The sequence below is a fragment of the Pseudoduganella aquatica genome (assembly GCF_020865585.1).
Lineage (GTDB): Bacteria > Pseudomonadota > Gammaproteobacteria > Burkholderiales > Burkholderiaceae_D > Rugamonas > Rugamonas aquatica_A.
On sequence record NZ_CP086370.1, the window covers coordinates 1243047 to 1269820 of the forward strand.

The following is a 26774-nucleotide window of genomic DNA, read 5'->3' on the forward strand; positions in this document are numbered from 1 at the left end:
ATTCGGCTGAATGCCCGGTGTGCTGAGGATATGGCGTGGCGCCGGCTTACTGTGCAGACTTGCGGCGCGCGGCGGCCAGGCCGAGCAGGCCCAGGCCAAACAAGGCCAGCGATACGGGTTCAGGTACGGTTTGCGTCGTCAGCACCAGCTGGGCGGCGGCGCCACCCCAGAGAACCCAGTCTTCGTCGGGGTTGCCGAAGGTAGGCATCAGCCCGCCCACAGCGAATTTGCCGCCTGCGTTGGCGGTCAGATCGGCCAGGGCGAGGCTGTTCAGGGCAATGCTCTGGTTGCTGCCTTGCTGGGTCGCCTTGGTGAAGGTGGTCGATGCGTACATCTTGCCGGTGCCGAGGTCGTTGTATGCGGCCACGCCGCCCGTGCCGCCTACCAGGGCGTTCTTATCGCCGGTGACGTCGTAGAGCTCCCAGGTTTCGGTCGTGGAGTTGCTACCCATATACAGCGTGTAAAACTTCAGCGTGGCGCTGGTGACGGTGCCAGACACGCCGCTCAGGTCGAAGGCGAAGAAGTCGCGCAGCAGCTTGCCACCGCAGCACTTGCCCGACAGCGTGTTGATATTGGTCGGGGTGTGGCTGCCGCTGTTGTCGTACCAGCCGTAGTCATATGCGGCAATCGTAATGGTTGCTGCGCCGCTTGGCAGGGCGGCACACAGTCCAAGGGCGGCCAGGGCGGCGAGCGCGAATTTTTTCAGTGACATCATCGGTGCATATCCTTCTTTGAGGGTTGGGTTTCGATTTCTATCGTTAAAGCAATTTACGTTCCATGTAAGTAATATTCGTTACATAACAGTAAGTTAGGAATATTGAGCTGACGAATCGCGGCAAAGTGTAAGATTTTCCGACACTCAACTGGGGCGGATCGGGCCACGCCGCCGGCGGCCAAAGTTAACTAGATATTTTGTTCTACTTAATCTAAACTCGCGCCGGCACCGACAAAAACCCCTACGCGTGAAAGTTGAGTCCCATGAAAAGAGTCCTGACTGCAGTTGTTTTTCTTATTGCTCTGCTGGACGGGGCTAGCGCCGGCACCGCGCCGGGGAGGGGCGGATCGGTAGAGGGACAGGTCGACCGCTACCTGCAAAGCGAAATGCGCGAGCGGCGCATACCGGGCTTGCAGCTGGCTGTGGTCAAGGGCGGAAAGATCGTCATGCTGAAGTCCTTCGGCCTGGCGGAACTGCCGCATTCCCTGCCGGTGACAAAGCGCAGTGTGTTCTCCATCAATTCCGCGACCAAGTCTTTTACCGGGGTTGCGATCCTGCAGCTGGTGGAGCAGGGGAAGCTGGACCTGAACGCCCCCGTGTCGCGCTATCTCAGCGATTTGCCCGGGCCGTGGCAAGGGGTGACGATTACCCAGTTGCTGAATCATACGTCGGGCATTCCCGACATCATCAGCCAGAAAACCTCGCGCTTGGCGACGGGCGACAGCCCTGACGCGGCATGGCGGCAGGTGCAGACGCTGCCCATGGATTTCGCGCCGGGGGAGCGGTTCAGCTACAACCAGACCAATTATCTCCTGCTCGGAAAAATCATCGATCAGCTGAGCGGGCAACCGTTTGCGCAGTTCATCCAGCAGCGGCAGTTTGACGCGGCCGGCATGCGGCAAACGGACTATGGCGACGTGCATGACGTTATTCCGGACAAGGCGCCCTCGTACAGGTTCGATGCGGACGGCAAGACGCTGAAACAGGTCACGGATGATTTTCCAGCGATGCTGAGAACCGGGGCGGGGATCAACTCCACGGCGCAAGATCTGGCGCACTGGATTATCGCGCTTCAAAAAGGGGCGCTGGTGTCGCCGGCGGGCTTGGCGCAAATGTGGCAGCGCGGCCGCTTCAATGACGGCAAGCCAGCACCGTGGAGCCTGGGTTGGCCCGCCATCCGCGACACGGAGTATCGCGCGGTGGCCGGCATAGGCGGCATGCGGTCGGCGTTCTATGTCTATCCGGAGCATGACCTGGCGGTCGTTATCCTGACCAATCTGGCCGGCTCCTCGCCGGAGCAAATGATCGACATCGTCGCCAGCTTCTTTTTGCCGGAACTGAGAAGTGTCAGCGGGGGCTATGCCACCTATCGTTTGCGGGAGCAGGCGAACGTAAGCGGATTTGAGCGCCTGGATGAAAAATTGGCGCAGCTGAAAAAGCAGTCCGGCATCGCCCAGCCGTCGGAAGATGAATTGAATGGATGGGGTTATCGCTTGCTGGGCGCGGGCCAGAAAGCGCAGGCGGTAGCGGTAATGAGCTTGGCAACGCGGCTGTATCCGGACAGCTTCAACACCTACGACAGTTTGGCTGAAGTGTACGAGGCGGCCGGCGAGCGTGACCTGGCCCGGCAAAACTACAAGCGCTCGCTGGCGCTCAATCCCCTAAACACACATGCTGCCGAGCGGTTGCGGGTGCTTGATCAAGCATCTGCACAGTAGCGCCGGAGGCACTCTCTATTTGGGCAACCTGGCCAAGGCTTGGGTTGCGCGCGTGTTGGCGGGATCGAGCGTGAGTGCCCGGTTCAGGTAGAGCGAAGTCATCGCATATTGTTTGATGCTGGAATGGCAGGCCGCAAGCAACTCGTAGATCCCCGACTGTTCTTGCTTGCTGTTCTCTCCGGCCGCCAAGCTCAGGTGCAGTATGCTGATCGCGTCTGCAAAGCGTTCGCGCCGCATCAGGTAGTTTGCCGTTCTGACGAGGTCGCCGGTTTCCGCTGCGAAGTCGTAGTGTTCCGATTTGTTCCATTTCAGGTCCCGGTAAAACGCCAGCCCGTCATCGAACTGGCGTTCCAGCTTCCCGCGAATATCCAGATAGATGGATTTTTTCGGTATCTGGTATGGCTGCTCGTCAAGGATGGCGGCTATCGCCGCCGATAGCTCACCTAGCTTGAAGTTCTGATTATTGGACAGCAAGAGGATGGTGGTGTCGTTGGTGCCAAGATAGTTGGCTACTGCCTCGTAGTTATTCCCTGAGCCGTCGTGGCGGTGCAAACGGATGCCTTGGGCATCGAACTCCGCCATACCCAAGCTTGACTCGCTATTCGCATCGTATCGATCGGCCAAGCGGCGCAGCGACGCAAGGCTGATGATTTTTCCGGCATGCAGCGCTGATACCCAACGGTATAGGTCGTGCGCGGACAGGTAGAGCGTTTCGTCGCCCTGGCTGAACGTCGTGTCTTTCCCATCGTTGTCGAACGAGCCCGCCATCGGCGGCGCCAATACTGTGCCGTCGGGTGTCGCGAACTGGCTGCCGCTTCGCGCCAATAGTGTGGAGCGCAGAAAGTTCATATAGCTTGTTCCGCTGACGCGTTCGATCACCTTTTGTTGAAGGAATACGTTGGCGTTGCTGTAGATGAGTAAACGCCTCAAAGCCGCCACCGTTTCGCTTTTCACTCAGCCACGCAATCGCCTTGAAAGCCGGCCAGCAGTTCGCCAACAAAACCGGCCATCCTGCGACCTCAACTCAGCCACCGAATAGCCTTCAAAACCACCACTCGTTCGCTTTCAAAACCACCACCCATTCGCCTTCAAAACCAGCTACTCATGTCCCTGAACCTCCCCTCTTTCCCTCAAGGCGACACTGATTCTTGCCGTCCGCCAACTGAGACGTTCTCAGGGCTTACTGATCCGAGAGAACTGATTGGCAAAGTCGTTGGCTGTACTTATCTGCGTAATTCAGTGTGGATGGATACCTAGTTCGACGACGCCGTCACCCTGTGTTCGGCGACCTGAACAACTGGATTGCGAATCGAACTGTTTCCGTTTTTTGGCATGGTGGCACTGTTCGGCTAGCTGGACTTCGCCGGCCGGAAAATGCTAGGCCGTGCGAATGGTGACAGCCGGCGGCGCTGGTCAAGATCCGCCAAGCCAAAGCTATTGGTGTTTCGGCTCGCCGTACCTTAACTTGAGGGTAGCGCTGCGCCACCTCCCTTACGCGGCTGGCGCCCAGTCCTCAGCCCCGGGACCTTCACTCAACTCGCGGGCTTTCTACGGCGCCCGCACGGTGCTTGACTGGTACCATCATCGAACCCTGTTCGTCGGCACAGAGCATTACATGATGTCCGGAAGGGTTTTCCGGGTAGCTCATATGCGGGGTGTCGCGCAAATTAATCCATACCGTCTCGCGCAAGCCGACAGGCATGCCCGTCGGCGTTATGTCAGGCATCGGAATCGCGAAGTCGGATGGCTGATCGCGGACGAGCCAGAAGCCGAACGGTAGGAACTTGAGCACGTGCCCATAGATGGTTTTGTCGCTAGGGCGGTCCAGTGACACGTCCATCCAAGCGGCGTGTCGGAGAATAATCTGCCTACGAGAAAAGTAGGGCCAGCAGTACAAACGCCATTCGGCCGGGAACTGCAATGCTGGGTCCAGGAAGTATTGGCGAAGCGATTCGGAAGCGCCGATATCGGCACGCCAGGCCTCTGTTTCGGTGACAGCGTGCGCTGCAAGCAAATGCCCAATCACTGACCTTGCGACTGCGTGCAGATCCGCTTTTGCGTGCACGACCCTGTGAAGAGCCACGTTCTTGGCCGCAATCGTCAGGCCCGCGCGCATGCTGTCGACGAAGGCTTTCAACTCTGGATCGTATTTTGTACCCAGCCTTCCGTTATTGCAGTCCCCGCAGATGCTCTTGAATTTCAGGCCGCCTTGGATGCGCAGACTCTGGCCTTCGCTCTTCCCGGAGTCGGTTTCAGCGATAAGTCGCGTGAGCACTGAGTTGGAAATTTCGGCGCACCCTTTTGGTGGCACGTGGTCCCTCGTCAGCTCGCCAAAGTGGCCACACAGCACGCAATAGCCCGGCCCCTTTCTCTCAATCATGCCTGACCAGATATTGATACGCTTGCTGAACGCCCCCATGCATTTCTCCCGTCCCCAAGGCCTGCTGGCATGCCCGAATAATCGGTAAAAAAGTTGTCCCGCTGCTCAATCATGGCGGCGCCTTGGCGCTCGTTCTATCAACGTCTACCCGGCGTAGTGCTGAAGCGCTTCACGTGTTAGAACCAGGCGAAACGGATGTGAAAACAGGTCCTTAGCGGGCCGGATATCGCCTCTGCGCTTCCGCTGCCTGCTCTGGGAGTTCGGGAAAAACGTAACTCCGGGTAACACCCAAGTCAGCCAATTCACATAGGATGGCCTTCTTGGCCTCGCTCTTGATGCGGATCCTGCTCGGTTTCTTGTGGTGCTCTACCGCCCAGAAATTTGTCTTGGCGGGGGAGCAGACGATGAAGCTCCCCTGCTGTCGGCGGATACGCTCGTTGTTGACCGGCGCATGCGCGAAATAGAAATGCGTGAACTGCGCGAGGAATTTTCCGAGACTGCGTTGCTCGAAGTTGTTCTCGATTTTCAGCTGACGGCATATCGAGCCGATGAATGCTGAGGTCCGATCACTAAACCGATTATAGAATTTTTCGAGAAAGTGCTGGCTATCAGATATGGCCAACACCTCTCGAGGATGCTCCAATGTTTTTCTTTCGAGGACCAGCTGTTTTCGCCATGGAACGACGAGTTCACTATGGAGCTTCTCTTCAATGACCTGGATTGACAGCGATTGGATCAGGAAATCCTCTTCTGTCAGTGCGTCCATCTCATCGATCAGCGCCCGCAAGAACAACTGCCTGTCATGGTCAAATCCGGCATGGCCGGAACCGAATTCGGTCTCATCCGTAAAGAAGTCCTTCAACTTTCTCACGATATCCCTGCCGATGTGTGAAAAGTCTGCTTGTACACAGACTCCTGCGAGGGATACGTCAGGGATGTCCGATGGCTGGAACACTGCGTCGTTTTTCCAAGGAAAGAATAACACCTCGCCATCCTTTTCCTCATGGCTGCTGCACGCAAAAAAAAGCGCTATCAGGGGGCTGTGAGTAAGATCCAAGAGCCTGGTCGGCAGACCGTAGTGCTGCATCCGTACCAACCGTTCAAATACAGACCTATCGTTCGAAAACGCCACTGGATCGAGCCGCATGAGCTCCTCGTACAACTGATGTTCGACGGCCCTGAACGACTTCCCATCCTTGAGGCGATATGCCGTCGGCTCAAGCAGGAATGCGGCGTCCGGATGGCCTCGGTAGAACAGCGCATGGCCTTCAGCGTCCGGCGCGGCCATCACCCCTTTCTTCCACGCCAGGTATTCCGCAAGTGAGGACACTTCGACGGGAACGGCCGGCTTTTCGTCGGGCATAGGGGCTCACTCGTTAAGTTATTAGATGTTGATTCACGCTACCGGCTAAGGCGCGCATTTCAGTGCCTAGGGGGAGATAATACCCCGTTGCGCCCACTTGAGCCAGTTTGAAAATTGCCTTCTAGTCCTGATATCCAAAAAGTGCGTCACCCTGCGTATTTCGGGTATCCATGGACTTAGAGTTCGACTTGAGCTGGTCGTACTTACGACAACGCTTTCTGGACGATTAGATCGAGCTGGACAGCCGAATACCCGCTCCAAGTCCAGTGTTAACGAAGAGTTTTTTAATTTAACGTTCCGGGATTAACTCATCAATAGTTCGAAATCTTCCACCGGAGATGCCTGCTAGGGCTTGAAGTAACGGAGCCTCTTTAAGGGAGCATTTGACCGGAAAACGCTTGGCTCCGAACGATAACAACCAAATCGTTCGCGTGATACCGTCGGAGAACGAGAGCGCAGGTGTTTCGGTTACTTCGACGCGTTCGAGTTCTTTCCAGAAGAAGTACTTCTCTCGCCAGACTGGGGTTCGGGTTGTCGCGATTCTGACACTTACATCCGCCAGAGGCACCGGGTTTACGATCCCTTCAGCAAAGTGCTTGTCCGGCCATTGGAATTTGTGGTCGCTTGGCCATGTCATAGGGTTGCCCGTTGCAATCTCGGGATGGCTGCTGAGGGGTTGGCGCCAAAGCGTCAAGAATTTCTCGGCGTCGACCTCAACGACGGCCCGCTCGTCGTTCAGGTAGTTTGACCGTTCCTCGAACATGAATACATCGCCTTTGCTGGTGGGTATCTGAAAGACGGCACCTTGAAAATGATGAATTTGTCGAATACCGATAAAAGTTTGCATCGTGCCCTTTGTAGGTTGCTGAGGGGAAGCATATTGGCTGATTGAAGCTCCCCCCTTCGGATTGAACGCTGCAAGTCATGTCCGTTTTCAGCAGGGAGCGTCTTGCTTCATTTTGACCTGAGTGCCTGGCGATCACAAGCACAATAAAGCTCAGCTGCACTCGGGACGGCTCCACGAAAGATGGTTTAGTTGGTCGTCGACATCATTTCCACTCAGGTTCCCCGAATTCGCTTTCGTAGCCATTGTCAATGTGCTGAAATCGAATAGTAGCTCCATCGGCCCCTGTCACTCTAGTGGCAGCAAGCCAACACTCTGCGATGTGGGATCGCCTCAGCTGCAAATCCTGGTGGTATTGTCCGTTTCTGGCATGAATGAAGACACGGTAATACTCATGTGGGGTGAGTTGCCATTTGACGAAATTGAACTCAGCGGGTGCGCTAATTTCACCCCACTGTTTGTTCAGTTCGTGCCCGGTATTCATGTTTACGATTCTCAGTCTTAAGTCGTACAGTGGGTACTGCCCCTTGCGGATGACAGTAAAATTCTGCGCGATGTTCTTCTCGAGGTCAAAGTGATAAAACATGAGGTAGCAGAACGAATCACCACCTGTCTGCAATCCCTCCAGTCGCTGCTGCATCGCGGATATTTCATCACGCAACGCCGATACTGAGTTGGCCGTAATACTTTCGATTCCTAGGAATTGGTAACGCACACTAGCCATGCTCGGCTTGTCCAGGGCGGCGGTTATACGCTCTAGGTGAAACAAGTCTAGCTCGATACCTCCGGCCAACCGATGCAGTTCCTCGCGTTCGGCTAGACGTAATTCCTGATTGGTGACGAAGGCGATTCCTGATGCCCTATTCGTATTGGCTCCCAGCAAGTCACCTTCAAACTTGGTTCGTATTTCGGTGAATTCCTTTTGGCCGCGAGGAAAGTAGGCGGCCATGATCCATTTCTTGCCGTGCTTGGAGCCGAGGGCATCTTTCCCGCCATCCTTACCGCCAAGTGGGTGACTCGGATCTAAGCCAACGTATTCCGCGTCGATGAGGATTTGCGCCGCCAGTCGCTCGGACGGTGCTTGCCCATTCGTCCATTCGCGCAGACGGTGCCACGTCTCGTCCCAACGATTTGTCATCTTCTGCGATCTCCTCTTTAAGTATCGGGGCTTACACCTAGCATGCCGGATCAGCAGAGCCGTCTAGCGTCCCGGACAAACCTGGCGACCCATTTAATGTTCCTGGCCGGTAGAAACCGCGCAGAATTTTAACTCCATCTGACAGTTTGTGTCATGTCAAATCAGAGCTAGTACAAAGGATGCTTGTACCTAAATCCGGTCACTAATACCCAATTGATTGCCCCGCTGATTGCTAATTTCCGCCAGAAGTTCCATCCGCTTAGATATGACTTCACAAATTCTTCGCAGATTTTGTAAATTGGCTTCTGCTGTAGCACGTCCAACGCCGAAGACATCTTCCTCGCGCATGAGTGGCTTTGCAAGCTCATGAGAAAAATGAGCGCGAAGCTGAACAATGTTACTGTGGATTGCATGATGGTCTTCCATACTTTGGAACTGACCTTCTGAGATATATCTGAGCAGGTAAGTAAACTCGTGCACGAGATTGCCGTTAATACATAGTCCACCATGGCCACGTTCTTCGTAACGATGCATCTCGTCAAAGCGAGCAAGCTGGATGGCAACTTGCTTCTCGAAGTGCCGGCGCTTAAAGTTTTTGATTACGCTTCCTAGTCGTTTAAACATTGTTTGTTCCTTTATTATTTCATCTAGAGTCGGCGTCGCAGAATAGCTTACGCTGATCAGTGTCCTCGCGCGATGCGCGTCTAATTCGTGGTTGAGGTTGTTGATTAAACCTGGTGGTCAGATTGCTCGCTACGTATTGCCGGCTACTTCGTTGTGCTCGCGGCAGAGTTGTTGCTTTGCTTAGCGTGTTCGGCTTTAGTTTTTTGGGGGCTACCAGATTCGGCACCAGGAGGGTTGATCAGATCAAATGCGACGGCGCAAGCCAATAGGATCACAACTACGCCGCCAATGCCAGCAGTCCAAGTAAATGTTCTTTCTGCATGTCTGGTTGGTACTGCGACCATCACGTCGTAGTCCGATTGTGGGAGGAATCGATACAGCCGACTTTGCCACTCTGACCTTAGTGAGCGTTGTAGGCGAATGAAGTCGAAGCCTGCGAAGATGATCGTGCCCACGTATAACACCACGATAACCATGACCGTGACAAGGAGCCAGTGAGGTGTTGTGGTCGACGTACGTGCTGCGATCAGTCCGAAGCCCAGCGCCAATGCACCTGCGACAGCGGCGGCAACTTGGCGAGTACTTTCAGTGACCTTTGAAGTGTCTTCTGTTACCGACTTCCGTAGATCGGCTAGACTTTTCAACGTATCTTTCCCTACTTCCGCAATGGACATCTGATAAGCGATCTTCGCTCCTTCAAATGCAGGCTGTAGATTTCTGCCAAGGAGGTGTAGTTCTCCGTCTGTAGGATTGCTTGATCGCGCTATCTCGCACGCGAATAAAATGTGACGAACTTCTGCTTCACGATCGTTCTCAAAAACCCAGGCGACAGCTTGCTGCAATGATGAGAAGGCAGATGCGCCAAGGTCTTCAAAGTACTTATCGGCTCGCTCCGGAAGCTTAAGCGTTAGTCGAGGCGGACCTTTGAATTTTATCTCCCCGGTTTCACTATCAATGTCGTCCGCAAGCGATCTTATACATGCCGAGATACTGTAATTGGCCCAAATGATTGCAGCCTTAGATTTCAGAGCAAACGATGAGTCGGTTAAGGTCCAAGGGGCGATGGTCGCGGGCACTATTCTGTTGCCGCTTGTTTCACGTACTAGCGATCTAGGGCTCTTTTTGGCAATCGGCGCGGGTGTTTCTACATCTTGTTCCCAGTCTGCATAGGTACACCCTTCAGTGCGCATCGTTGCGCCAAAGCGAGCAACTCTCCAAAGCCGCGCTGACTGGTTGTTCTTAAGGAATGCTGAGAACGCCGTATTTGTTAATATGAACAACTCGTCCTCTGAGCCTTGGGGCTTCGCGAACGCGATGCGAAAGGGCGCATATTCTTCGCGCAGTTCTATCTCTGACCAGTCCGAGTGGTCTCTATCATGTATGGATGCGACTAATCTTGCTTGATTAATCAGTTCAAGCAGGTTCTTTGTGTGTGTAAAACTGACCTCCGACAAAGCGACATGATCAACGGTCTCGGTCACGTAAAGCTTCTTAACCAAGAATAGTTCATCAATAGCTCTAGCCAGCTTAATTTCGGACAAGGGTGTCCTCCATTATTTTTGCTGTTTCTATAGTTATAGTTTCCCCACCTTGCGCGGTCTTCTCCCTATGCACGGCTACTGCACCATCCTGATCTGGATACATAATGGTGACACCCTCAACGGTTCGCACCTTTCGGAGGGCTGGTCGGGTCAGTACTTTTTTATTTGGCTTGAAAGATATGCCATCCAACTTATTGCTGCGAATTCGACGCGCCGCAAGGTTGCGCAATTTCGAGCTGATGCCCTCATCTTCTATGTTTCCCGCAGCGGTAAGGATCGCATCAGTGATGGCGTCTTCATCAATAGTCTGACGATCGCGAAGAATTCCTTTTGCGACACCAAAGGCTTTGGCTGCGTCCCTATCGGGCAACAGTTCCTTGTTGTCGGCCATAAACCCACGGAGCATCTCAACAGTCTTGCGATTGAGGTCTTCATCGCTGAGGCTCCGAGATACCCCGAGGAATTTTGCGAAGTAGTCGCCAATGTCCGGTGCCTGTTTCATCCTATCTGTCGTAGAAACAAAGCCTTCTGCAGCTCCATTTTTTACCCTGATGAGTGCTGACTTCTGGATTGCTTTCTTATCCGCAATAAATGCGTGGACGATGCGTCTCAAGAGTCCCTTGGCTCCCTGGGACTGTTCAATTGCCTCCCGATAGTCATACTTGATTAGGCTATAGAGACGGACATCGGCATCAGCCACTGTCAACTCGAACATGAATAACGCACCATCGCTACTTGTCTTGACGTGAAGTTTGGAAAACTCTTTTGCAAGCTTCTGAGCGCCGTCCTCGAAAGAAATATTTGCATCAAAAATTTGTTGTACTTCACTCTTAGTTGCCGAGTCGGCATCAAAACTGTATACTGGTGAGGCATCTGTATTGAGTATTCGTGCCAAGAAGAACTGCGCATGCTCTACTTCGCGGGCGGGCGCTGGCTCGAATTTGTCGCCGCCTACTACGTGAAGAATCATATTCGTAATCTTCAAAGATCCCAGCTCATCATCAGTGAAAAAACCCAAGCTTGACTCCTTCTTTTGGCTTGTTGCAAGTGCATATCGGTAGCCGACGAATATAGCCGAAAATGGCGGTTGAAAATACGCTTTTTGTAACCAACGGGAAATTTTTATTGTCAAATCATGCTACATTGCGCACTGCTCCGAATTTCGTCCGCCCAACGAGGCAACTGTGCAGCTGACTCCGGCGCGGGTGCGCTTCTGGCGAGATCAATCCAGCAGGTTGTTATATGGTTGACGTCATCAGTTGCCGCGATACGTTTTTGACGCAGTGTGCTTGCTAGCCTATTGACGTCGGCAGGCGCAGTGATCTTCCAATAGCCAATTGCCGAGATGTCCGCGTAGGCTTCACGCCAGAGCTTTGACGACGGTTTATTTTCCGCTTGGATGTAGGTGTGGAATCTCCTGGACCTCTCCCTCGAGGAACCAACCCGTTGCCTTGACAGCCTCAATAGCAGCTCCTGGATTTGCTGCCCAAAGAATCAGAGCAAGACTTTCTTCAGCCCGACTGCAGGTGACGTAGAACAGTCTAAGGGTCCTATCGATAGAAGTTTCTTTACCTTCTTCGATATTTTTCAAATCGCTCTTGCTCAGCTCCTGACCGCCGACAACTTTGTCATACGCAAAAAGGAAGCCACCGGCGTCCGTATCGTCCATAACTACCATTACGTGCTCGAACTCCGAGCCCTTGACGACCTGGTGAGTAGCCAGCTCCATTTCTCCGCGCAAATAAGCTCGGTATTTGGAAATTTCTTGCCAAGGCGTCCTGAACAATGCATCCCATCCACGCTTACGCCTGTCTACCACATCTTCTTGAGACTTGACGGCCGGAGGTGGCGGAGCGGCTGTCTCATCCCGATACGCGTTGTAGAACCGGCCATCCACATCAAAAAGCTCCAAGTCCAGCAGAGGTCCCACAACATCGCGGACTTGAGCTTCAGGACGCAATACGGTCCTTGCGAACTGACCTAGGGAGTGCTGAATTTCCGATACGACTTTGCTTCGCGCCGGGCTATCCTCTGGCAGCTTCGACAGAACTCCATCTCGGCGCAATACGTTCATTGCAGCGAACTCATCGATTGTCGAATCCGCATTGATGCACTCAGCCAGTTCCGAAATGGCTCCTAGCAGAGGACGCAGCATTCCAGGCCCAGACCTTTCCCCACTTGAGCTAGGAGCAGATGCATCTGGGTCCAAGAGGTCGACGGCCATGTATGCATTCAGGAATCCACCTCGAATGGCTGCCAATTTATGTTCCAGCGCCAGGGTTGTGTATTTCTTCACATCCCCGCACCACGCCGCAATACCGGTTTGGTCCGTCATGGCTTCTGCACATTTACCTTCGAACGCCATCTTCTCTTCCGTGCTCAGGTGAGCTGATCCAATGAACATTCGAACGGCGCCACCTTCCTTCTCGGTTCTGGGGACCTGACGTACACCGGTCTTCGGCTGAGTACGTCCCTCCAGATCTGCTTCCCATATATCGTTGATAAGGTCCACGATACGCTTTTGGCTGCGGTGATTCATCTGTAGCGCAGGTCTCTCCCAGCTTTCGGGAATATGAGACGGAAGGTCGTCGTGCCCATCGGCGTAAATTCGCTGGCGATGGTCGCCCAGCAGGCCGAGCGTTACCACCCCGGGGAAGTGTACCGACAAAGAGAACAGGGAATCGAGCACGGCCCGCATGGTGTCCTGAGACTCGTCAATGAGAATCAGGGGGTGACGGTCAGCTACGATTCTGCGTAACGTTGGGCGTTCGTTCAGCAACCAAGCAGCGGCATCAATGACCTGGCTATGCGAAAGTGCGCCGGCCCCAAACGTTCGGCGATCTGGGTGGTAGATGAAGCTAGCTGTGTCTGCAATCTTGGCGGCATCTTCCTCCAGCTCCGCGTACTTTCGTCTGTCAGTATCACTTTCGCCGCGTTTCTTCTCCCTGGCCGCCTGACGTGCCTCTTCTAGTTTCTTGCTGATTCGCGCCAGCAATGCTTCTTTGATGTCTTCATCAAAACCTTTAATCAGGTCCCAACAAAATGAGTGAATAGTAGAGACTTCAGTGAGCACGTTCTCGCCTAAGCGCCCCGTCACCACTGCAGTAGCATTTTTGGTGTAAGTGATGACCCGTACTGCCTGCCCACGCGAGCGAAGACGTTCGGCGTATAGTCTTCCAGCAGCGTGCTCGACCACACCCGTTACGCGACGCAATACCTCAACCAAGGTCCGTGTCTTACCGGAACCAGCTCCTGCGAACAGAAAGAAATTATGGGCTGGGGTTGCGGTTACATACCCGCAGATATCTTCGACGACGTGCGCATCCCTTTCATTGCCGCCGGCACCTGCGGGCCCGCTCACAACGTTTCCTCGCGTTTTGCAGTCAACTGCTCATTGAGCCAAGCAAGCGCGTCCAAAATGTACGCAGGACAGACGAGCCGCTGTCCCTTTTCCATACGTTCGAAGATTGATGCAGAAAAATCACCTTTACTGAAACTTCCACGCAACATGTCATGGAGCTTTTTCAGCAGCTCAACGTGATCAGGGTGGTCGAGAACAATACCGATGACCTTGGCCAATGCACCGCGATGAACAATCTTCTTACCGCTCTTATCAGTCTCGTCCTCAAGGGCCTTGAACCAATCGATGTTGGTGAGAATCAGAGAATCTTCGAACGAGCTGGGCCATTGTTCGCTGGCAGCCGCAACTGGCAGTTGCCATGCGAATCGGACTTTTACTCCGGTAGCTGAAGACCAAACCAACTGTGCATCGGTTGGCTTACGGTACCCCGTGAAGTCTGGCAGCATTGGATGCCACGATGTCAGAGTGTCGTTGCCACACTCGATTCCTTCCTGGCCTGCAATGTGAACAGCGCCTCGAACCGTCCGCCCTTTTTCATTCTTCGTTGGGAGCACGGGGTCCAAGTCGGTAATCACGGCAGTTGGAATCCCAAGTCGTTCTACCAGCGGCTTCAGGCGGTGGGCGTGACTTCCGCCAATATCCAGGAACGAAATGTATTTAGTCGCCAGCGCCTCGAAATTCTGTTTGATGAACATCGGTACCAGCATGCGCTCCGCAGTGCCCTCGACAAAAATTGCAGCGTCGGCAAACAGCAGGTCTGTGTGCTGCACCTGGAAGTAGCGTTCGGTAAATGTCCGTGTTTCCTCGTCATCTCCAAACGCATTTCCCAAGTTGACTACGTCCGTGCTCGGTTTCGTTGCAGCACCATCACCTGGAATCCGCTTGACGTACCGGAGCCGAGTAAAGCTGTCCCCGTGAGCAAGATGGCTTGAGTGCGTGCTGATTATCAGCTGGCTGCGGAGGCCGCTATGCAATTCATTCTTCGAACAGAGCAAGCCATGCGCGTTAAGCGAGAAGTTTCGTTGAACCTGAACATGAAGGTGAGCCTCTGGCTCCTCGACCATCACCAGATGAATTGGCACTGGTAGGCCTTGCTTTGGATTCAGACGAGCCGCCCGGAAAGACACCAGCATGAAGCTCAAGGACTGAAGATTCTGATACCCCAACCCAATGGAGTGCTCTGGCAGCGATTCCGCAGCCACTGCGGGGTCCAGCCGGTATTGAACCGCTGTACCGTGGTCTAGCAGGTCTGCGGTCTCAATACGCGTGCGGAAGTGAATTCCTTTAGCATCATGGAGCCCGGGATATCCCAGAACCTCGACTTCCTCCATGGCTGGGCGCAACGCCTCTGAAATAGAGGAATCCAACTCCGACTGGGCTTTACCAATGGCCTGAACCAGGTCCTCTCTGTTGCCATGACCACTAGGAGCTACGTTGAGATGTTGCTTCGCGAATTTCAGAAGTTGAGTCGAAAAAAGTCCTGGTCGGGCATTTTCCCCTGCTGAGCGCACTTCGTCGTCCTCCGCGCCTAGTCCACGCTGGGCGGGAACGTAGTCCACTCGAATAAGGTTTTTCAGGTAAACGAGCTCGACCGGCGCAGACCCCTTCAGAAGCGGCTGTAACTCCCGACTCCCTGGATTGGTCAATGGCCCTTTGGCCGGGTCCAAGCGATATACCGATATACGACGCAACTCCTTTGGATTCCGGAGCCAGTAGTCTAGCAGGTCTGTGGGCCATGCATGGCCATCAGCCGGCAGCGCTTTGACCGGTGCACGCGCTTCCCGGTAGCGCCAAGCAAGCCTTCGTAGCGCTGTAGCATCTTCAAATGGCTCGAGCCGTACTCGGACACCAACCGCACCACCTGCCCAAGTCAGTGATGTCATGAATGGGCGTACGTAGCTGAATGCCCCCTCTTTGGCTTCGAACCAAAGGTCGACGAACGGCATGCAAGACTGAAGAGTCTCCAGCTGCTCTTCCCACATCTCGACGTCCTTATTGTCCGTCGTCGGGTCCTCCGCAAGCGCTTCCCACTTCTGGCAAAGGTCTCGTAACTTCCCCCAGTGCGAAAGGCTGATGTCGAAAGCTCTGAAGCCCGGCGAGTCCGAGAGGAAATTCTTCAGTGCGGTAAGAATGGAGGTCTTGCCGCTATTGTTCGCCCCCACCAAGATGGTGGTCGACTCATCAAGTTCTACACGTGTATTTGCAAGGCGGCGGAAATTGCAAATCTCAACACATGCTAGCCGAAGCGGCGGTCCGCTGTTTGAGTCAGCGGGCTTGGATTCAGCAGCCTTCGCCACCGCTATTTTTTCGGCCGGCGGAGCGGCAGCTACAGCCTTACGTGCAATATCGTCTGTGGTCATTTTTTCTTCTAGCCTGCATATTTTGTAACGAACCCTCTACCCGCAGGGCATCAGGAAGGACGGAAACAAAAACGCGCTCAGTCGTGTGGGGGAGCGACCAAGGGCTGCCCCGGGTGTAGCTGTCTAACATCATTAATCCGTTGTTTTCGTCGGTACGCCTGGCGATCCTTCTCTGTGCTAGAGCATAGACGGCGCTTTAGCGTAAGCAGTACGATAGCAAAACAATACACGAAGGAAACTCACCAAATGTCACTTGTGGGATTTACTGGTTTGCAGGGGATTTGCGAATAGCCAGGAGTTGAGCTGGCACGTAGATTGTGTCTGTCAAATGCACTGAACTGATGCAGCCGATTGGCCGGCCGTTTGGCGACGAGATGGATTGACGCGACGATCGCTGGCGGCGTCGAATGGCGGTAGTGGCCGCATGCATTCGTGGAAGTGATAGGTTGAAAAATTGTGTCCATAATCGGAATTGTTGGCAGAAATGCTGTGCCAAAATTTCATCATGGATGACGGTGGTCAGGCAGTGCAGACGGCCTTGTTCAGACGGTTACACGTGAGAATCGCTGTCCAGCTGAGGAGAATACTCAGCAACGGCGGGCGAGCGCCACAATGTTCGCTCACCAGTCGGGTTTCAGCGGAATTTATTTAGAAACTGGCGCATCAGTCGCAGGCAGTGACGTCCGGCTCTCACGGCCAGGTAGCCTAAATACGCAAAGAACGGTAGGGTCAGCAAGTTCTCGTACCAGTGAAAAGCCGCCGCCTCCAGTGCGACTATAAACAGCACGAAAAGGATACCTAAATGGCCCGACAAACGTATTTGTCCGCCGCTCTCGTACATGCAGCCGCCGCAAATTGGGCATAGATGTTGGGTCTTCATGTAGCGGCCAGGCAACCTGGATTGGTAATGCCAAAGCTTAGGCGTGACTGTATTGCTACAAACTGGGCACATTACGGTAGCGTTCATGGTGATGAGAAGTAGGTTGTTTCGGCTACGATGAGTGAGCGCAGCGGCAGTGCCGCCAAATTGCGTTCATCTAACGTCACCGGTTCGGACAGTCCATCGGTGGTTCCGAGTGGTAGCGGTGTCCGCCCCGGCACTCGTTGAAATTTTCGTCAGGGGCAGGACGTGTTTGAACAAAAAACTCTCTCCATTGCCGGAGGCAAAGTCGTTCGTTGTCCGTAGTGACCACGGACCAATTGCCTACCATCGAGGGCGACGAAAATGGCAGTTTGTACACTCTCCGCCGCGGTATCGCGCCAGATCTCCTTGAGATCCTCCATGCACCAGCGTTCAGTGCCGGCCGTTCGGAACAGCACGGACACTTGCAGGATCTTTCGTTCGGTGTCTCCGCTGACGTCCCTACAAAACCTCAGAACGTCAGCTTTACGCCAAAGCACGCAGGTTTCGTGAAGCCATGCTCTACCTTTGCGGATTGCATGAAAGACGAAAAAGTAAGGGGTAGGCAACTCGAGGGTGGCTGCGTGCCACATTTTTACGCCATCTCCGTATCCCAAAGGATACGCATCGATCTCGTGTGCATCACTTGTTTTGAGCATCTATCAGTCCTACTTTTTCGGACTTGATACAAGTTTGTCGAATCTTGCAGCAGAATCACGGATACGCTTCTGGCTGGCATTCCAGAGCGCAACCGCATGCGCCTGCTTAGCGTTCGCGCAACTGATGCCGTCGTTTGTCTCAGCCCAAGCCTTTTGTTTGCTCGGCGCCATTGCGCTGAAAGCGTTGGCTTCGAAAGCCAAGCATTTCTCCGCAACCAACTTGGCTTCTTCCGCATGTGCCGAGTAGTACGCTTGGGTCTTTGCTGACCCGCCAACAACTGACGGAAACTGTTCTTGGCAACCCGCGAGCGCCGCCGCCACTGCGCCCGACCAGGACAAAACTCTTAAACGCGAGCGTAAAGACTGCATCACCATCGACATCCCCATCAGGTTACATGAATTTCAACAGCTGATGATTATATTCCACAAGCGCGCCCGGCGGCGCGCCCGGTGATGAATATAATCCGTGGATTGATGGTCTCGGCACCGTCATGCTCGGTTTCATGGCACGGGACTATGATCAGCTACGCAAGCAACTTGCGTACAACATTCGAGTACGGCGCGGTCAAAAAGGACTGTCGCAGGAGGCGCTCGCCTTCAGCTCGGAGCTGGATAGGACGTATATTAGTCAGGTGGAACGCTGTGTGGGAAACCCATCGTTGTTAGTGCTTACTAAAGTTGCAACAGCCCTCGGCGTTGATATACAAGAGTTGTTTGAGGTTCCCCCGGACAATAATTCATAGCGATCATGGACGCTCTCGCCGAAAAACGCGGAGCGCTAGCTCATGCCTTCGCGCAGCGCGTCGCAGGACACTTTTCGCCAGGCGTGCTAGTCGAGATCAGACGATCCAAGGATTGAGTCGTAGGTATGTGAACGCCAGCCATTTTTCAGCGCTTCAGATACCGACAGATTCAAAACGGTTGGCTAGACTAGGGCACTTCATCACTTCACAGACTTGCCATGACCTCTCATCAGTCCGACATTTCGAAACAGATTTGCGAACAGATCCTTCTCGACGAAAAACGGTACAACAACAGTCACCACATCTTACCCAGCGAGACCGTCGTCGTGGACCAATTGCTTGGCCGCGGGTTGGAATTGCAATGTGTATACGAAGAATTGCACGGGAAATTGGCGCGTTACCCTGGCGCGTTGCAGGCTTTTCTCGGGCAAGTCCTCAGCACCGCTGCGTTCTGGAATCCCGAGAAGATCAGGGAGGCACGCAACGCACGCGACGACCTCGAAGAAATCAATCGCAAGATCGCAAGCAAAGCTGCTGAGTTGGCCAACCTGCTTCAGCGACGCAAAAATCTCCACAACACCTCGGGCTTCACCAGTGATACGCATTACCATGTTTGCGACGTGCTCGAGGCAGCTGGGAGCAACAACCACCTGTTCACGTCACGTGTTCAAAAACGCTTCAAAGAGTTGCATACCCAGTTTGATTTGAAGTACTGGCCAACACTAAGCGACTTCTTGCACGAACTCGCTTCGGATGCCGAGCAGGCAGCGCCGGAAGCCTCAGATCCGCTAACGGAGGTAGCCACGTCGGCGCTGCGGTCCTCCTTGGCTGATTTCTTTAAGGCGCTTTTCGTTGCGATCAGGGAGAACAGCGCGCGCAACCACGGCCGATTGCCCAACGACTTGCGGCTGACCGATGCCACGCTAGCCACTATTGTGAACTGCGCGTTGGATCTCGGTCCTGATGAGTTGGTGGATTCGATATATGTAAAGGGGCTTCGCCAACGTGAGCGCGGGAGAATCCTGTAGCCGCGGTCCAGAACGGCGTTTTTATCAAGTAGACCCTTGCCAGCTCCGGTACGCTCTGCTGAGTAGCGTTTCACTGCATGTCTCTTCTCCGTCCCCAGTTTGATTAAAGTAAATCAAGCGACGCGACATCTATCCTGACACCGGGGGAATGAGGAAACCTAATTTGCTCCATCAGCGTTTGCCAACGCTTTCCTTGGCGATCAGTTTAGCTGCATCGCTCGCGGATGGTTTCTTCCCAGTAGGTTGGATATCTGTTGCGCTGCTTTGTACCGCACTTAGCTCCCTATTCATCTGGGCGCTATTGCTTGCCCGAGTCGATCCGAAACGTTCCTCAACGAAGGAACCAACGGATGCACGCACTTCACTCAACGCAAGCAAAGCGGCAATGAGTGAAGCGAAGGAAACCAACAATGCCAACACCGTCAGCCATTCCATCCTCCGCTGCGCCTTAATGCTTTCTTTAGTATTCAGTATCGATGAAATCTGTTCGAATTGCTCACGAGATGCCGCTTCGTCTTCGATAAATCTATGCGCCAGATCTTTCACTCTCCCACGAAGAGTCTCTCTGATAAAGTACTTCTTTTCCTCTCCTGGCCAACCCTCTTTGGAAAATTCCTCACACCAGTGTATGTACGCACCGACATGTTCCGTTCCACTTAGCAGTTCCCTAGCAATGGCCGGCTGGCCAATTGTTTCCACAAAATAATCCCGAATGCTGTCAAGGACCTTAATCGCGTTCTTGTTTCCTTTTTTTGCACGCAGGCGTTCACGAGTCAACTTAACTATACGATCTCCCTCTTGAAGGTATGCAATGCTAGCAAAACAGACCAGAATTCCACCGACCTCGTCTTCGCAAAAGCTTACTAGCCCGTGGCGCGTTTTACCACCTTTGTGGGCAAGCTTCTCTTCTTCCAAATCCTTCGTTTGCAATGTGATTACAACGTGATAACGCGCATCGTCCTCAAATTCTTCGTCCGAAATTTGTAATGACGAAACCGAACTGCTTGTCCATTCACCCAAATGACGATGGTTCAACACTAGCCGCTTCCAGTCCTGATGGGGATCGTCCGCCTCTTTTTTTGCTGCCCATTCGAACAAATATTCTCGTTCAGTGGTGATAAACTCCGCAGTTGGAAGGCGGTTGCCATCCCGTGCATTTGAGAAAAATCCTGGCAATTCCCGACTAAACCAGCTGGTTGCGATTTTCCTGTAACGCTCCCGTGCATTGTCAATGGCAGCTTTCTTGAGATGTCCGGGCCCCAAAATGCTATACGTCCACCTTCTTGGTAGTGATTTTTTTGTCGTACTCCGATCCAAAGCTAGCTCCTGCGCATACCAATCTTCAGCTGCTTGCTTTAGTACGAAGCCGATCCGCACACAAGTCAATGTGGGCGAGAATTGATAAACATAGGCCAGTAGGTAGTCAACTTCCTCAGGTAGTTGAGCAAAATATTCGATATGGTGAAACTGTCGATCATTTTTTCGCGTAATTACGCCGATGTTGCAATTTCCTACGTGACCGTAAATGCGAAAGTCGCGGATCCATTGCACTACGCCTGGAAACGTCGAGCCAACGCGGGGCTTATCCCAGCCTAGCCTCTGGAGATTTGTATACAACGAATCAATCTCTACTGGACCGTAGACTTCCGTCGCCCAAATTGCGCGCATATGCAACGCCTCATCATCTGGCAAGCGAGTGCGAAGGTTCTTCTCCCCATCCCGTTCCGAATAATCATCGTGTCCATGAGGCGAACGGATCGAATTGGGGAAAGCACAATGTGCCTGCCACATCGCACGCCTATACCTCGTGCCAACCCATTTGAATGCGGCACGTCGCCACTTGATATGCGCCGTCAAGGCTTGACCACTTTCAGCGGCCACTTGGTTCCCTCTTTCCATGTGCTCTGCATTGCGCGCATCGAGCGTCATAGCACCTCCGAAGCGACGGTATGCGCCAAGATATCGTTGGACTCCCATCCGTCGACACGCTGTGTCGTCACGAATTCGCGATCCCACACTCCCCAATTCGTGGGAAGCGGAACTTGAGCCAAGGGATTGTGGACATATGTGATTGGCCGAACCTTCCGTGACATGTTACCGATACTGATGCGCGACCAGATCACGCCCGAGATATTCGCGAAGCGCTCATCGAGGAATGCTGTGCGTGGGATGGGATCGCGCTCGCGTTGAATGACGGGGGCGGCATGGAAGCCTTCTTCAACGACGTCACCAGTTTCGCGATCGATCTTGATATAGGCATCGCCAATCGGAAACAGCGTAGTCAGGATGAGGGGAAGAGGCTGCTCAGTTACGTAGACGCCGAAGCGGCTGGCACTGATCGCGACAATGCGGGCGTCTTCCGGCGCGATCACGCCTTGTTCAATGTAGCGCCCGATCTTCTGCGCTTTGGTCCAGAAAGCGCCGGAGGTCCGAAGCTGCGCCTGGCGGATCGGCGCGGCAGCAAGGCCACCGCCTGGTATGGGGCGCACGATTTGGTCAGGGCCTGCGGCCCCCTCGTCTGGAGCAATTGCCTCGATCCAGACTCGACGATCGTCTTCGAGGATGCAGAGGTCTGGCTGACCGCCTTGGCGTTGGCGTTCAACCACGGGCAGCAGGGTCCGGCCTGCCTCAAGAAGCATGCAGCCTAGATACATCTCCCAAAAGCGGCCATCCACATCGCGCGCGAAGCCATTCCGAAAGTCTGGATCGGCATAGGGTTCATAGCGATCCCACATCTCCTGGAGTATGCCACGTAGCTGCTGCTCAACTGGCGACCGAGCTTCCTTCAGATTCTCGAACCCGCGATCAAGATTCACACCGTTAATATCGAAAAGGCCACTCATATTTTTCTCGTTCTATGTTTAGCACTGCCTAACCTCGAACTGTTGCTGCAGAGCTCAAGTATGTTAGATGGCACTTTGGCCGAGGTCGGTCTATCCGGTGGCACCTTCATGATTTTGGCGAATTCTTTTTCAAATCGACGGTGGTCGGCTCGGCTCACTTTTGCTCCTCTGGGATCATTCGTGTCCTGCATCTTAGCGACAAAAGGAAGCGATGTCGCCTCCTGTCAATCTCCGCTGGACTTGAACATCATCATCGGCTGGATCAGATCGGTAGTGGGGGCCAGCGACGTAGTCAATCGCGGCCAGCCCTCGGAAGAGTTAAGGCCGTTCACCTGCATGGCAGCTTCCTTCAGCCTTCGCTGCTCAGCAAGGTGCTCAATGGCCCTCGGCGCTGGCGGCCCGACAGCAATATTCGGGATAAGCAATGGTTCTGACAGGACCTTGAAGAACGCCGCGTACTGACCAGCAAGGATATTGGTGATGATTTTGTCGGAGTGATCCTGCCTGTCAGGGAACCGGGCGCGTATGTAAGTCTTCATCACTTGGAATTGCAGTTCGCGGGCCAAGAGCGCATAGGGGTAATCGCTCAAATCGAATACAAGTCCATCGAAAGTGACAAGGGGGAAGATGCGTTCGGCGTAAAGGTCGAAGAGCATTTCGCCGACCCCATGCTCAATGAGCATCTCTCCCAGCACAAGCAGCATTCGCAGCACGCTATACGCGTATTCCTTAATTTGTTCTTGCTGCTGCCGTTCGATCGCCAAACGCAGCAGCAAAGTTAACGCAGCGAGCCCGTCAAGGCTGCGGCGCCGCTCCAGCGCACGCAAAAAGTGGTGGCCGCTCTCCAGGCGAATCCGGTTGGCTGAATCAAGAACTAGCTTTTGAACCTCTGGCGACAGCCAGCGCAGCATGTCGGCCGCTTTTTTTTCCAGCGACTGCCAGGGCAGCCTTAACACCTCCCACAGTACATGGTTCAGACAAGCGGCCGAACCACTTACTAGGCGCTCAGCCTGGTCAACCATGTTGGCATGTGGCACGTGCACCCCGCGGGCGTAATGCGGAAATTTCGGACTGCGGTTTTGTCCGTCGTCATCGCCCCCGCCAGACCGGCCGGCATCAAGCAATTGCCATAACTCCCGTGGGGTCAACATTCCTGTGCGCCTAGACAGGAGTCGACTCCAGTAAATGGTGCGGATTTTATCTACACCCTCATCTCGCCTTTTCGATCCCATCGCCGCCAGTTACATTTCATGATTGTGTTAAACAGTTCGAGTAAATCTTAAAGGAAACAGAGGCTTATGTGTTGATATAAAAGCAAAAGAGAAGAAAAATGGCGGCGAACGTTTAGTTATGCAACAGCAAGATAGCTTGCTAAGATTTGTTGACGCATCCGCCAAACCTTTTTTCGCGTGACTACCGATGAACCAGGCTGATTTTGACGTGCCGATGGAAGTGATGATCGAGCGCCAGCTGCTGCATCGCTATGGGCCGTTGATTGGCAACGATGACTTGTGCCAGGCCTTGGGATATCCATCCAAGGATGCCTTCCGTCAGGCGCTGGCCCGCAAGCACGTGCCTGTACCGGTATTCGACATAGAGAATCGCCGCGGCAAATTTGCCTTGGTTGCCGACGTCGCAAAATGGCTTCTTGTCCAGCGTAGCCGCGCGGTCAATGCGGAGATGAGCGGGAGCCTGCAGAGCGCGGCCGGACAACCCACAACAGAGGAGGCCCAATGACCTGGAATTAGAAAAATCCAGAGGGCCAATACAAAAAGGCTTGCGAGCAGCGAACTCGCAAGCCTTTTACAAAGCATTTGGAAATTGAACAATCCGATGCCCAGTATGCCCCCTCCCCAAGCGCACTGTCAACATGCCGCGCAGTCATATGCGCAACCGGCAGGGATAGCTGCGTCCCTACTACGTCGAGAGCAACAAGAATCGCGCACCTGAAAGGAGGATGCCGATGAGCTAACGCATCTTGAAGACAGACGACCGCAGAAAAAACAAGGGCAAAGGTGTCCAGACCTTTGCCCTCGAGGATACATCCTGCAGATGTGATCCATTCTCCGTGCTCGCCTATAGGCTGTCAAGCCAGCTTCATTTACATACTTTTTAGCAACTGACCACCGCCAGGTGGCCGGAGGGGATCGCTATGACCAACAGAACAGCCACCATGCAACTTGCCAGGGAAATCCTGGCGTGCATGCTAGATCGAAATTTTTCGCAGCGCGCGACGTCGACGTTGCTCCATGTCGACCGCGGCACCATCTCAAGAATCTTGAAAAAGCACCAGGCAGGAGAGCTGCCGTGGCCGTTGCCCCCGGACCTGACCGAGGAGCAACTCACCTCTATCCTTTACGCGCAGCCGGAAGCGCAGGGCGTTGACTATGCAATCGACTTTGATCAGATCCACCTGTCTCTTCAGCAGAAGGGGGCAACGCGCGCTATCCTTTATCAAGAGTGGATTGAGCAGGCGCCCGAGGGCAAGGAGCTGGGGTACCAGCACTTTTGCAAGCTCTACCGGCGGTATCAAAAAAAACTCAAGATATCCATGCGCCGTGTGGACCAGTTCGGTGAATTTGCCTACATCGATTATTCAGGTTTGCGGCCGCACTACATCGATGCCGCCGCAGGAACCAAGGTCGAATGCGAGCTTTTCGTCGCTGTGCTTGGGGGATCCAAATTCACTTACTGCGAAGCCACGCCCAGCCAGCGCTTGGCTGACTGGCTCAGGTCGCATGTGCGCATGTTTGCGTATTTCGGCGGCGTGCCCCAGTTTGTCGTTCCCGACAACCTCAAATCGGGAGTGACGAAAGCAGACCGCTTTTTTCCAGTTCTCAACGAATCGTACAAGATGATGTGCCAGCATTACGGGACAATGCCCTTTCCGGCGCGGGCGCGACGGCCGAAGGACAAGCCATCCGTTGAAGGCGGCGTTCTGCTGGCCCAGCGCTGGATATTGTTTGCGTTGAGAAAACGGACCTTCTTTTCGCTCAGCGAGCTTAACGAGGAAATCGGTCAGCTATTGGAACGGTTGAATGCCAAGGCATTTCAGAAACTCCCTGGGAGCCGGTTTAGCCGCTGGCTCGAGCATGAGCGTCCCGCTTTGCAGCCGCTACCCGCAACGCCATTCGAGCTTGCGGAGTGGGGCAAGGTACGGGTAGCCCATGACTACCATATCAACGTTGAAGGAAGTTTTTACAGTGTCCCTCATCGACTGCGCACGATGGAAGTGGACTATCGCCTTACTGAGGATATTGTTGAAGTAATCCATTGCGGCGCGCCCGTCGCGGCACATCCCCGTAGTCGCGTTATCGGCAGCGTGAGCACGAATCCGGATCACCAACCCGCAAACCATCGTGCTGTCTCACATTGGTCGGCCGAGCAGGCTCTGGAGTGGGCGCGAACGGTAGGTTCAAACACTGCTGCGCTGTTGGATATTCAGGTCAGCAAAGCACGCAACCATCTGGTCGGATACCGCACGACGGAAGGCATGAAATCTCTGTGCAAGAAGTACGGCAACCAGCGCGTGGAGGAAGTATGCGCCTACGCCATGTCGAACAAAGTCTCGTCCACTCAGGCTGTCAGGGACATTCTGGCCAAAAAGCTGGACACGTTGCTTCCCGAAGGTGCTTACGACGGCCCCGGCATCAAACATGCACATGAAAATATCCGCGGCGCCGAGTACTACGCCCGGATACTCCAACAATCCGAGGAGATTGACAATGATGAATAACTACACCATCGATAAACTCAACAGTCTGAAGCTTTACGGCATGGCTGCCGAGTTCGAACGACAGCTTGTCAATCCGTCGGCAAACGAAATTCCGTTTGAACTTCGTGTCCGAAGCATGGTGGACCATGAGAGCAGCATCCGGGACAACAAGCGCTTACAGTACCTGCTTAAGAGGGCTCGTTTGAAAATGACGGATGCCTGTATTGAAGACGTTGACTACCGCGCGCCACGAGGTCTCGACAAGTCCACGATGCTGAGCCTGACATCGCTTGAATGGGTGCGCTCTGGCTATAACGTGGTACTCACCGGCCCCACGGGTACCGGAAAAACTTGGCTTGCATGCGCGTTGGCCAACCACGTATGCCGCATGGGCATGTCCGCACAGTTTATCCGCGTTGCAGAATTGATGGAGTCCTTACTTGCAGCCCATGCGACCGCAGACTTCAATCAAATGTTGGATCGCTTGAAGAAAATCGACTTGCTCATCCTCGACGACTGGGGCCTGCAACCGTTTGTGGGGCGCGCGCCAAACGACATCCTGGAATTGATCGAAAGTCGCCTTGGATCCAAATCGCTCATCATCACCAGCCAAACCCCCATGGAGCTTTGGCATGACCTCATCGACGTCAAGGCGGTGGCCGATGCGCTGATGGATCGCTTGATTCATCGCTCGTACAATTTAAAGCTGTCAGGAGAGTCCCTCCGCCCTTTATACGGGTTGGCTGCGCAAAAGCCGAAGGTCGGCCGGCCTAAGAAGAAATGAGCCGTGAGCTATGCCGGTGAACACGTGGCCGGCATGGCAGTCTCTCAGTGGCTGGTT

Annotated in this window: 22 protein-coding genes; 6 read left to right on the forward strand and 16 right to left on the reverse strand. The window is 53.9% G+C overall.

Going from position 1 to position 26774, the window contains the following annotated elements:
* Positions 1 to 46: 46 nt before the first annotated feature.
* Positions 47 to 715, reverse strand: coding sequence for a PEP-CTERM sorting domain-containing protein (locus tag KT882_RS05465; RefSeq protein ID WP_228894781.1), 669 nt, complete (start codon positions 713 to 715; stop codon positions 47 to 49).
* Positions 716 to 978: 263 nt separating this feature from the next.
* Here KT882_RS05465 and KT882_RS05470 point away from each other — a divergent pair, with 263 nt between their 5' ends.
* A complete protein-coding gene (locus KT882_RS05470) occupies positions 979 to 2433 on the forward strand; it encodes a serine hydrolase (RefSeq protein WP_228894782.1) in 1455 nt (484 codons plus the stop codon).
* 15 nt (positions 2434 to 2448) lie between these two features.
* Here KT882_RS05470 and KT882_RS05475 read toward each other — a convergent pair whose 3' ends face one another.
* From KT882_RS05475 to KT882_RS05530, 12 genes are all read right to left on the reverse strand, one after another.
* A complete protein-coding gene (locus KT882_RS05475; protein ID WP_228894784.1) occupies positions 2449 to 3387 on the reverse strand; it encodes a beta-lactamase family protein in 939 nt (312 codons plus the stop codon).
* A gap of 574 nt (positions 3388 to 3961) precedes the next feature.
* Positions 3962 to 4852 carry a hypothetical protein gene (locus KT882_RS05480; protein WP_228894785.1) on the reverse strand — a complete coding sequence of 297 codons (891 nt, stop codon included), beginning with the start codon at positions 4850 to 4852 and terminating at the stop codon, positions 3962 to 3964.
* 172 nt (positions 4853 to 5024) lie between these two features.
* Positions 5025 to 6176 (reverse strand): FRG domain-containing protein, encoded by a 1152-nt coding sequence (locus KT882_RS05485; RefSeq protein WP_228894786.1) that lies wholly within the window; start codon positions 6174 to 6176, stop codon positions 5025 to 5027.
* Positions 6177 to 6465: 289 nt separating this feature from the next.
* On the reverse strand, positions 6466 to 7023 hold the full coding sequence (locus KT882_RS05490) for a plasmid fertility inhibition factor family protein (RefSeq protein ID WP_228894787.1): 558 nt from the start codon (positions 7021 to 7023) through the stop codon (positions 6466 to 6468).
* Positions 7024 to 7225: 202 nt separating this feature from the next.
* Positions 7226 to 8158, reverse strand: coding sequence for a hypothetical protein (locus KT882_RS05495; RefSeq protein ID WP_228894788.1), 933 nt, complete (start codon positions 8156 to 8158; stop codon positions 7226 to 7228).
* Between the two features lie 189 nt (positions 8159 to 8347).
* Complete coding sequence (locus tag KT882_RS05500) at positions 8348 to 8782, reverse strand: hypothetical protein (protein WP_228894789.1); 435 nt, start codon at positions 8780 to 8782, stop codon at positions 8348 to 8350.
* Positions 8783 to 8925: 143 nt separating this feature from the next.
* Positions 8926 to 10323 carry a hypothetical protein gene (locus KT882_RS05505; protein WP_228894790.1) on the reverse strand — a complete coding sequence of 466 codons (1398 nt, stop codon included), beginning with the start codon at positions 10321 to 10323 and terminating at the stop codon, positions 8926 to 8928.
* Positions 10310 to 11341: a nucleoid-associated protein gene (locus tag KT882_RS05510; RefSeq protein ID WP_228894791.1), complete on the reverse strand. Its 1032-nt coding sequence runs from the start codon at positions 11339 to 11341 to the stop codon at positions 10310 to 10312. Before KT882_RS05510 ends, KT882_RS05505 begins: the two co-directional genes overlap by 14 nt.
* Before the next feature lie 366 nt (positions 11342 to 11707).
* Positions 11708 to 13684: a UvrD-helicase domain-containing protein gene (locus KT882_RS05515; RefSeq protein WP_228894792.1), complete on the reverse strand. Its 1977-nt coding sequence runs from the start codon at positions 13682 to 13684 to the stop codon at positions 11708 to 11710.
* Positions 13681 to 16044: an AAA family ATPase gene (locus KT882_RS05520; protein ID WP_228894793.1), complete on the reverse strand. Its 2364-nt coding sequence runs from the start codon at positions 16042 to 16044 to the stop codon at positions 13681 to 13683. Before KT882_RS05520 ends, KT882_RS05515 begins: the two co-directional genes overlap by 4 nt.
* Positions 16045 to 16678: 634 nt before the next feature.
* Positions 16679 to 16924 carry a hypothetical protein gene (locus KT882_RS05525; RefSeq protein WP_228894794.1) on the reverse strand — a complete coding sequence of 82 codons (246 nt, stop codon included), beginning with the start codon at positions 16922 to 16924 and terminating at the stop codon, positions 16679 to 16681.
* A 689-nt stretch (positions 16925 to 17613) separates the two neighbouring features.
* Positions 17614 to 17991, reverse strand: a complete 378-nt coding sequence (locus tag KT882_RS05530; RefSeq protein ID WP_228894796.1) for a hypothetical protein — start codon at positions 17989 to 17991, stop codon at positions 17614 to 17616.
* Between the two features lie 116 nt (positions 17992 to 18107).
* Between KT882_RS05530 and KT882_RS05535 the strand changes: the two genes are divergently transcribed.
* Together KT882_RS05535 and KT882_RS05540 are read left to right on the forward strand one after the other, a co-directional pair.
* A complete protein-coding gene (locus KT882_RS05535) occupies positions 18108 to 18347 on the forward strand; it encodes a helix-turn-helix domain-containing protein (RefSeq protein WP_228896547.1) in 240 nt (79 codons plus the stop codon).
* 218 nt (positions 18348 to 18565) lie between these two features.
* Positions 18566 to 19375 (forward strand): hypothetical protein, encoded by an 810-nt coding sequence (locus KT882_RS05540; protein WP_228894798.1) that lies wholly within the window; start codon positions 18566 to 18568, stop codon positions 19373 to 19375.
* Between the two features lie 171 nt (positions 19376 to 19546).
* Here the strand turns inward: KT882_RS05540 and KT882_RS05545 are convergent, their stop codons facing one another.
* The 3 genes from KT882_RS05545 to KT882_RS05555 all read right to left on the reverse strand — a co-directional run bounded on the left by KT882_RS05545 (position 19547) and on the right by KT882_RS05555 (position 23369).
* Positions 19547 to 21304, reverse strand: coding sequence for a hypothetical protein (locus tag KT882_RS05545; protein ID WP_228894800.1), 1758 nt, complete (start codon positions 21302 to 21304; stop codon positions 19547 to 19549).
* Positions 21301 to 22218 (reverse strand): hypothetical protein, encoded by a 918-nt coding sequence (locus KT882_RS05550; RefSeq protein WP_228894801.1) that lies wholly within the window; start codon positions 22216 to 22218, stop codon positions 21301 to 21303. Before KT882_RS05550 ends, KT882_RS05545 begins: the two co-directional genes overlap by 4 nt.
* 224 nt (positions 22219 to 22442) lie before the next feature.
* The gene (locus tag KT882_RS05555; RefSeq protein WP_228894803.1) at positions 22443 to 23369 is read right to left on the reverse strand and encodes a hypothetical protein; all 927 of its coding nucleotides are present in this window, start codon (positions 23367 to 23369) and stop codon (positions 22443 to 22445) included.
* Between the two features lie 268 nt (positions 23370 to 23637).
* On the opposite strand from KT882_RS05555, the gene KT882_RS05560 reads away from it, so the two are divergent.
* From KT882_RS05560 to istB, 3 genes are all read left to right on the forward strand, one after another.
* Positions 23638 to 23955, forward strand: a complete 318-nt coding sequence (locus KT882_RS05560) for a hypothetical protein (RefSeq protein WP_228894805.1) — start codon at positions 23638 to 23640, stop codon at positions 23953 to 23955.
* Between the two features lie 415 nt (positions 23956 to 24370).
* Positions 24371 to 25954 (forward strand): IS21 family transposase, encoded by a 1584-nt coding sequence (istA, locus tag KT882_RS05565; RefSeq protein WP_228894808.1) that lies wholly within the window; start codon positions 24371 to 24373, stop codon positions 25952 to 25954.
* The gene (gene istB, locus KT882_RS05570) at positions 25944 to 26717 is read left to right on the forward strand and encodes an IS21-like element helper ATPase IstB (RefSeq protein ID WP_228894809.1); all 774 of its coding nucleotides are present in this window, start codon (positions 25944 to 25946) and stop codon (positions 26715 to 26717) included. The genes istA and istB overlap by 11 nt, the downstream gene beginning before the upstream one ends.
* The last annotated feature ends 57 nt before the right edge of the window (positions 26718 to 26774 follow it).

What these genes read in the sequence shown, in the direction of transcription:
- KT882_RS05465 (WP_228894781.1), bottom strand. Translation starts at nt 715, where the DNA reads ATGATGTCACTGAAAAAATTCGCGCTCGCCGCCCTGGCCGCCCTTGGA.
- KT882_RS05470 (WP_228894782.1), top strand. Translation starts at nt 979, where the DNA reads ATGAAAAGAGTCCTGACTGCAGTTGTTTTTCTTATTGCTCTGCTGGAC.
- KT882_RS05480 (WP_228894785.1), bottom strand. Translation starts at nt 4,852, where the DNA reads ATGGGGGCGTTCAGCAAGCGTATCAATATCTGGTCAGGCATGATTGAG.
- KT882_RS05485 (WP_228894786.1), bottom strand. Translation starts at nt 6,176, where the DNA reads ATGCCCGACGAAAAGCCGGCCGTTCCCGTCGAAGTGTCCTCACTTGCG.
- KT882_RS05490 (WP_228894787.1), bottom strand. Translation starts at nt 7,023, where the DNA reads ATGCAAACTTTTATCGGTATTCGACAAATTCATCATTTTCAAGGTGCC.
- KT882_RS05495 (WP_228894788.1), bottom strand. Translation starts at nt 8,158, where the DNA reads ATGACAAATCGTTGGGACGAGACGTGGCACCGTCTGCGCGAATGGACG.
- KT882_RS05500 (WP_228894789.1), bottom strand. Translation starts at nt 8,782, where the DNA reads ATGTTTAAACGACTAGGAAGCGTAATCAAAAACTTTAAGCGCCGGCAC.
- KT882_RS05520 (WP_228894793.1), bottom strand. Translation starts at nt 16,044, where the DNA reads ATGACCACAGACGATATTGCACGTAAGGCTGTAGCTGCCGCTCCGCCG.
- KT882_RS05525 (WP_228894794.1), bottom strand. Translation starts at nt 16,924, where the DNA reads ATGAAGACCCAACATCTATGCCCAATTTGCGGCGGCTGCATGTACGAG.
- KT882_RS05530 (WP_228894796.1), bottom strand. Translation starts at nt 17,991, where the DNA reads ATGGGGATGTCGATGGTGATGCAGTCTTTACGCTCGCGTTTAAGAGTT.
- KT882_RS05535 (WP_228896547.1), top strand. Translation starts at nt 18,108, where the DNA reads ATGGCACGGGACTATGATCAGCTACGCAAGCAACTTGCGTACAACATT.
- KT882_RS05540 (WP_228894798.1), top strand. Translation starts at nt 18,566, where the DNA reads ATGACCTCTCATCAGTCCGACATTTCGAAACAGATTTGCGAACAGATC.
- KT882_RS05545 (WP_228894800.1), bottom strand. Translation starts at nt 21,304, where the DNA reads ATGACGCTCGATGCGCGCAATGCAGAGCACATGGAAAGAGGGAACCAA.
- KT882_RS05550 (WP_228894801.1), bottom strand. Translation starts at nt 22,218, where the DNA reads ATGAGTGGCCTTTTCGATATTAACGGTGTGAATCTTGATCGCGGGTTC.
- KT882_RS05555 (WP_228894803.1), bottom strand. Translation starts at nt 23,369, where the DNA reads ATGTTGACCCCACGGGAGTTATGGCAATTGCTTGATGCCGGCCGGTCT.
- KT882_RS05560 (WP_228894805.1), top strand. Translation starts at nt 23,638, where the DNA reads ATGAACCAGGCTGATTTTGACGTGCCGATGGAAGTGATGATCGAGCGC.
- istA (WP_228894808.1), top strand. Translation starts at nt 24,371, where the DNA reads ATGACCAACAGAACAGCCACCATGCAACTTGCCAGGGAAATCCTGGCG.
- istB (WP_228894809.1), top strand. Translation starts at nt 25,944, where the DNA reads ATGATGAATAACTACACCATCGATAAACTCAACAGTCTGAAGCTTTAC.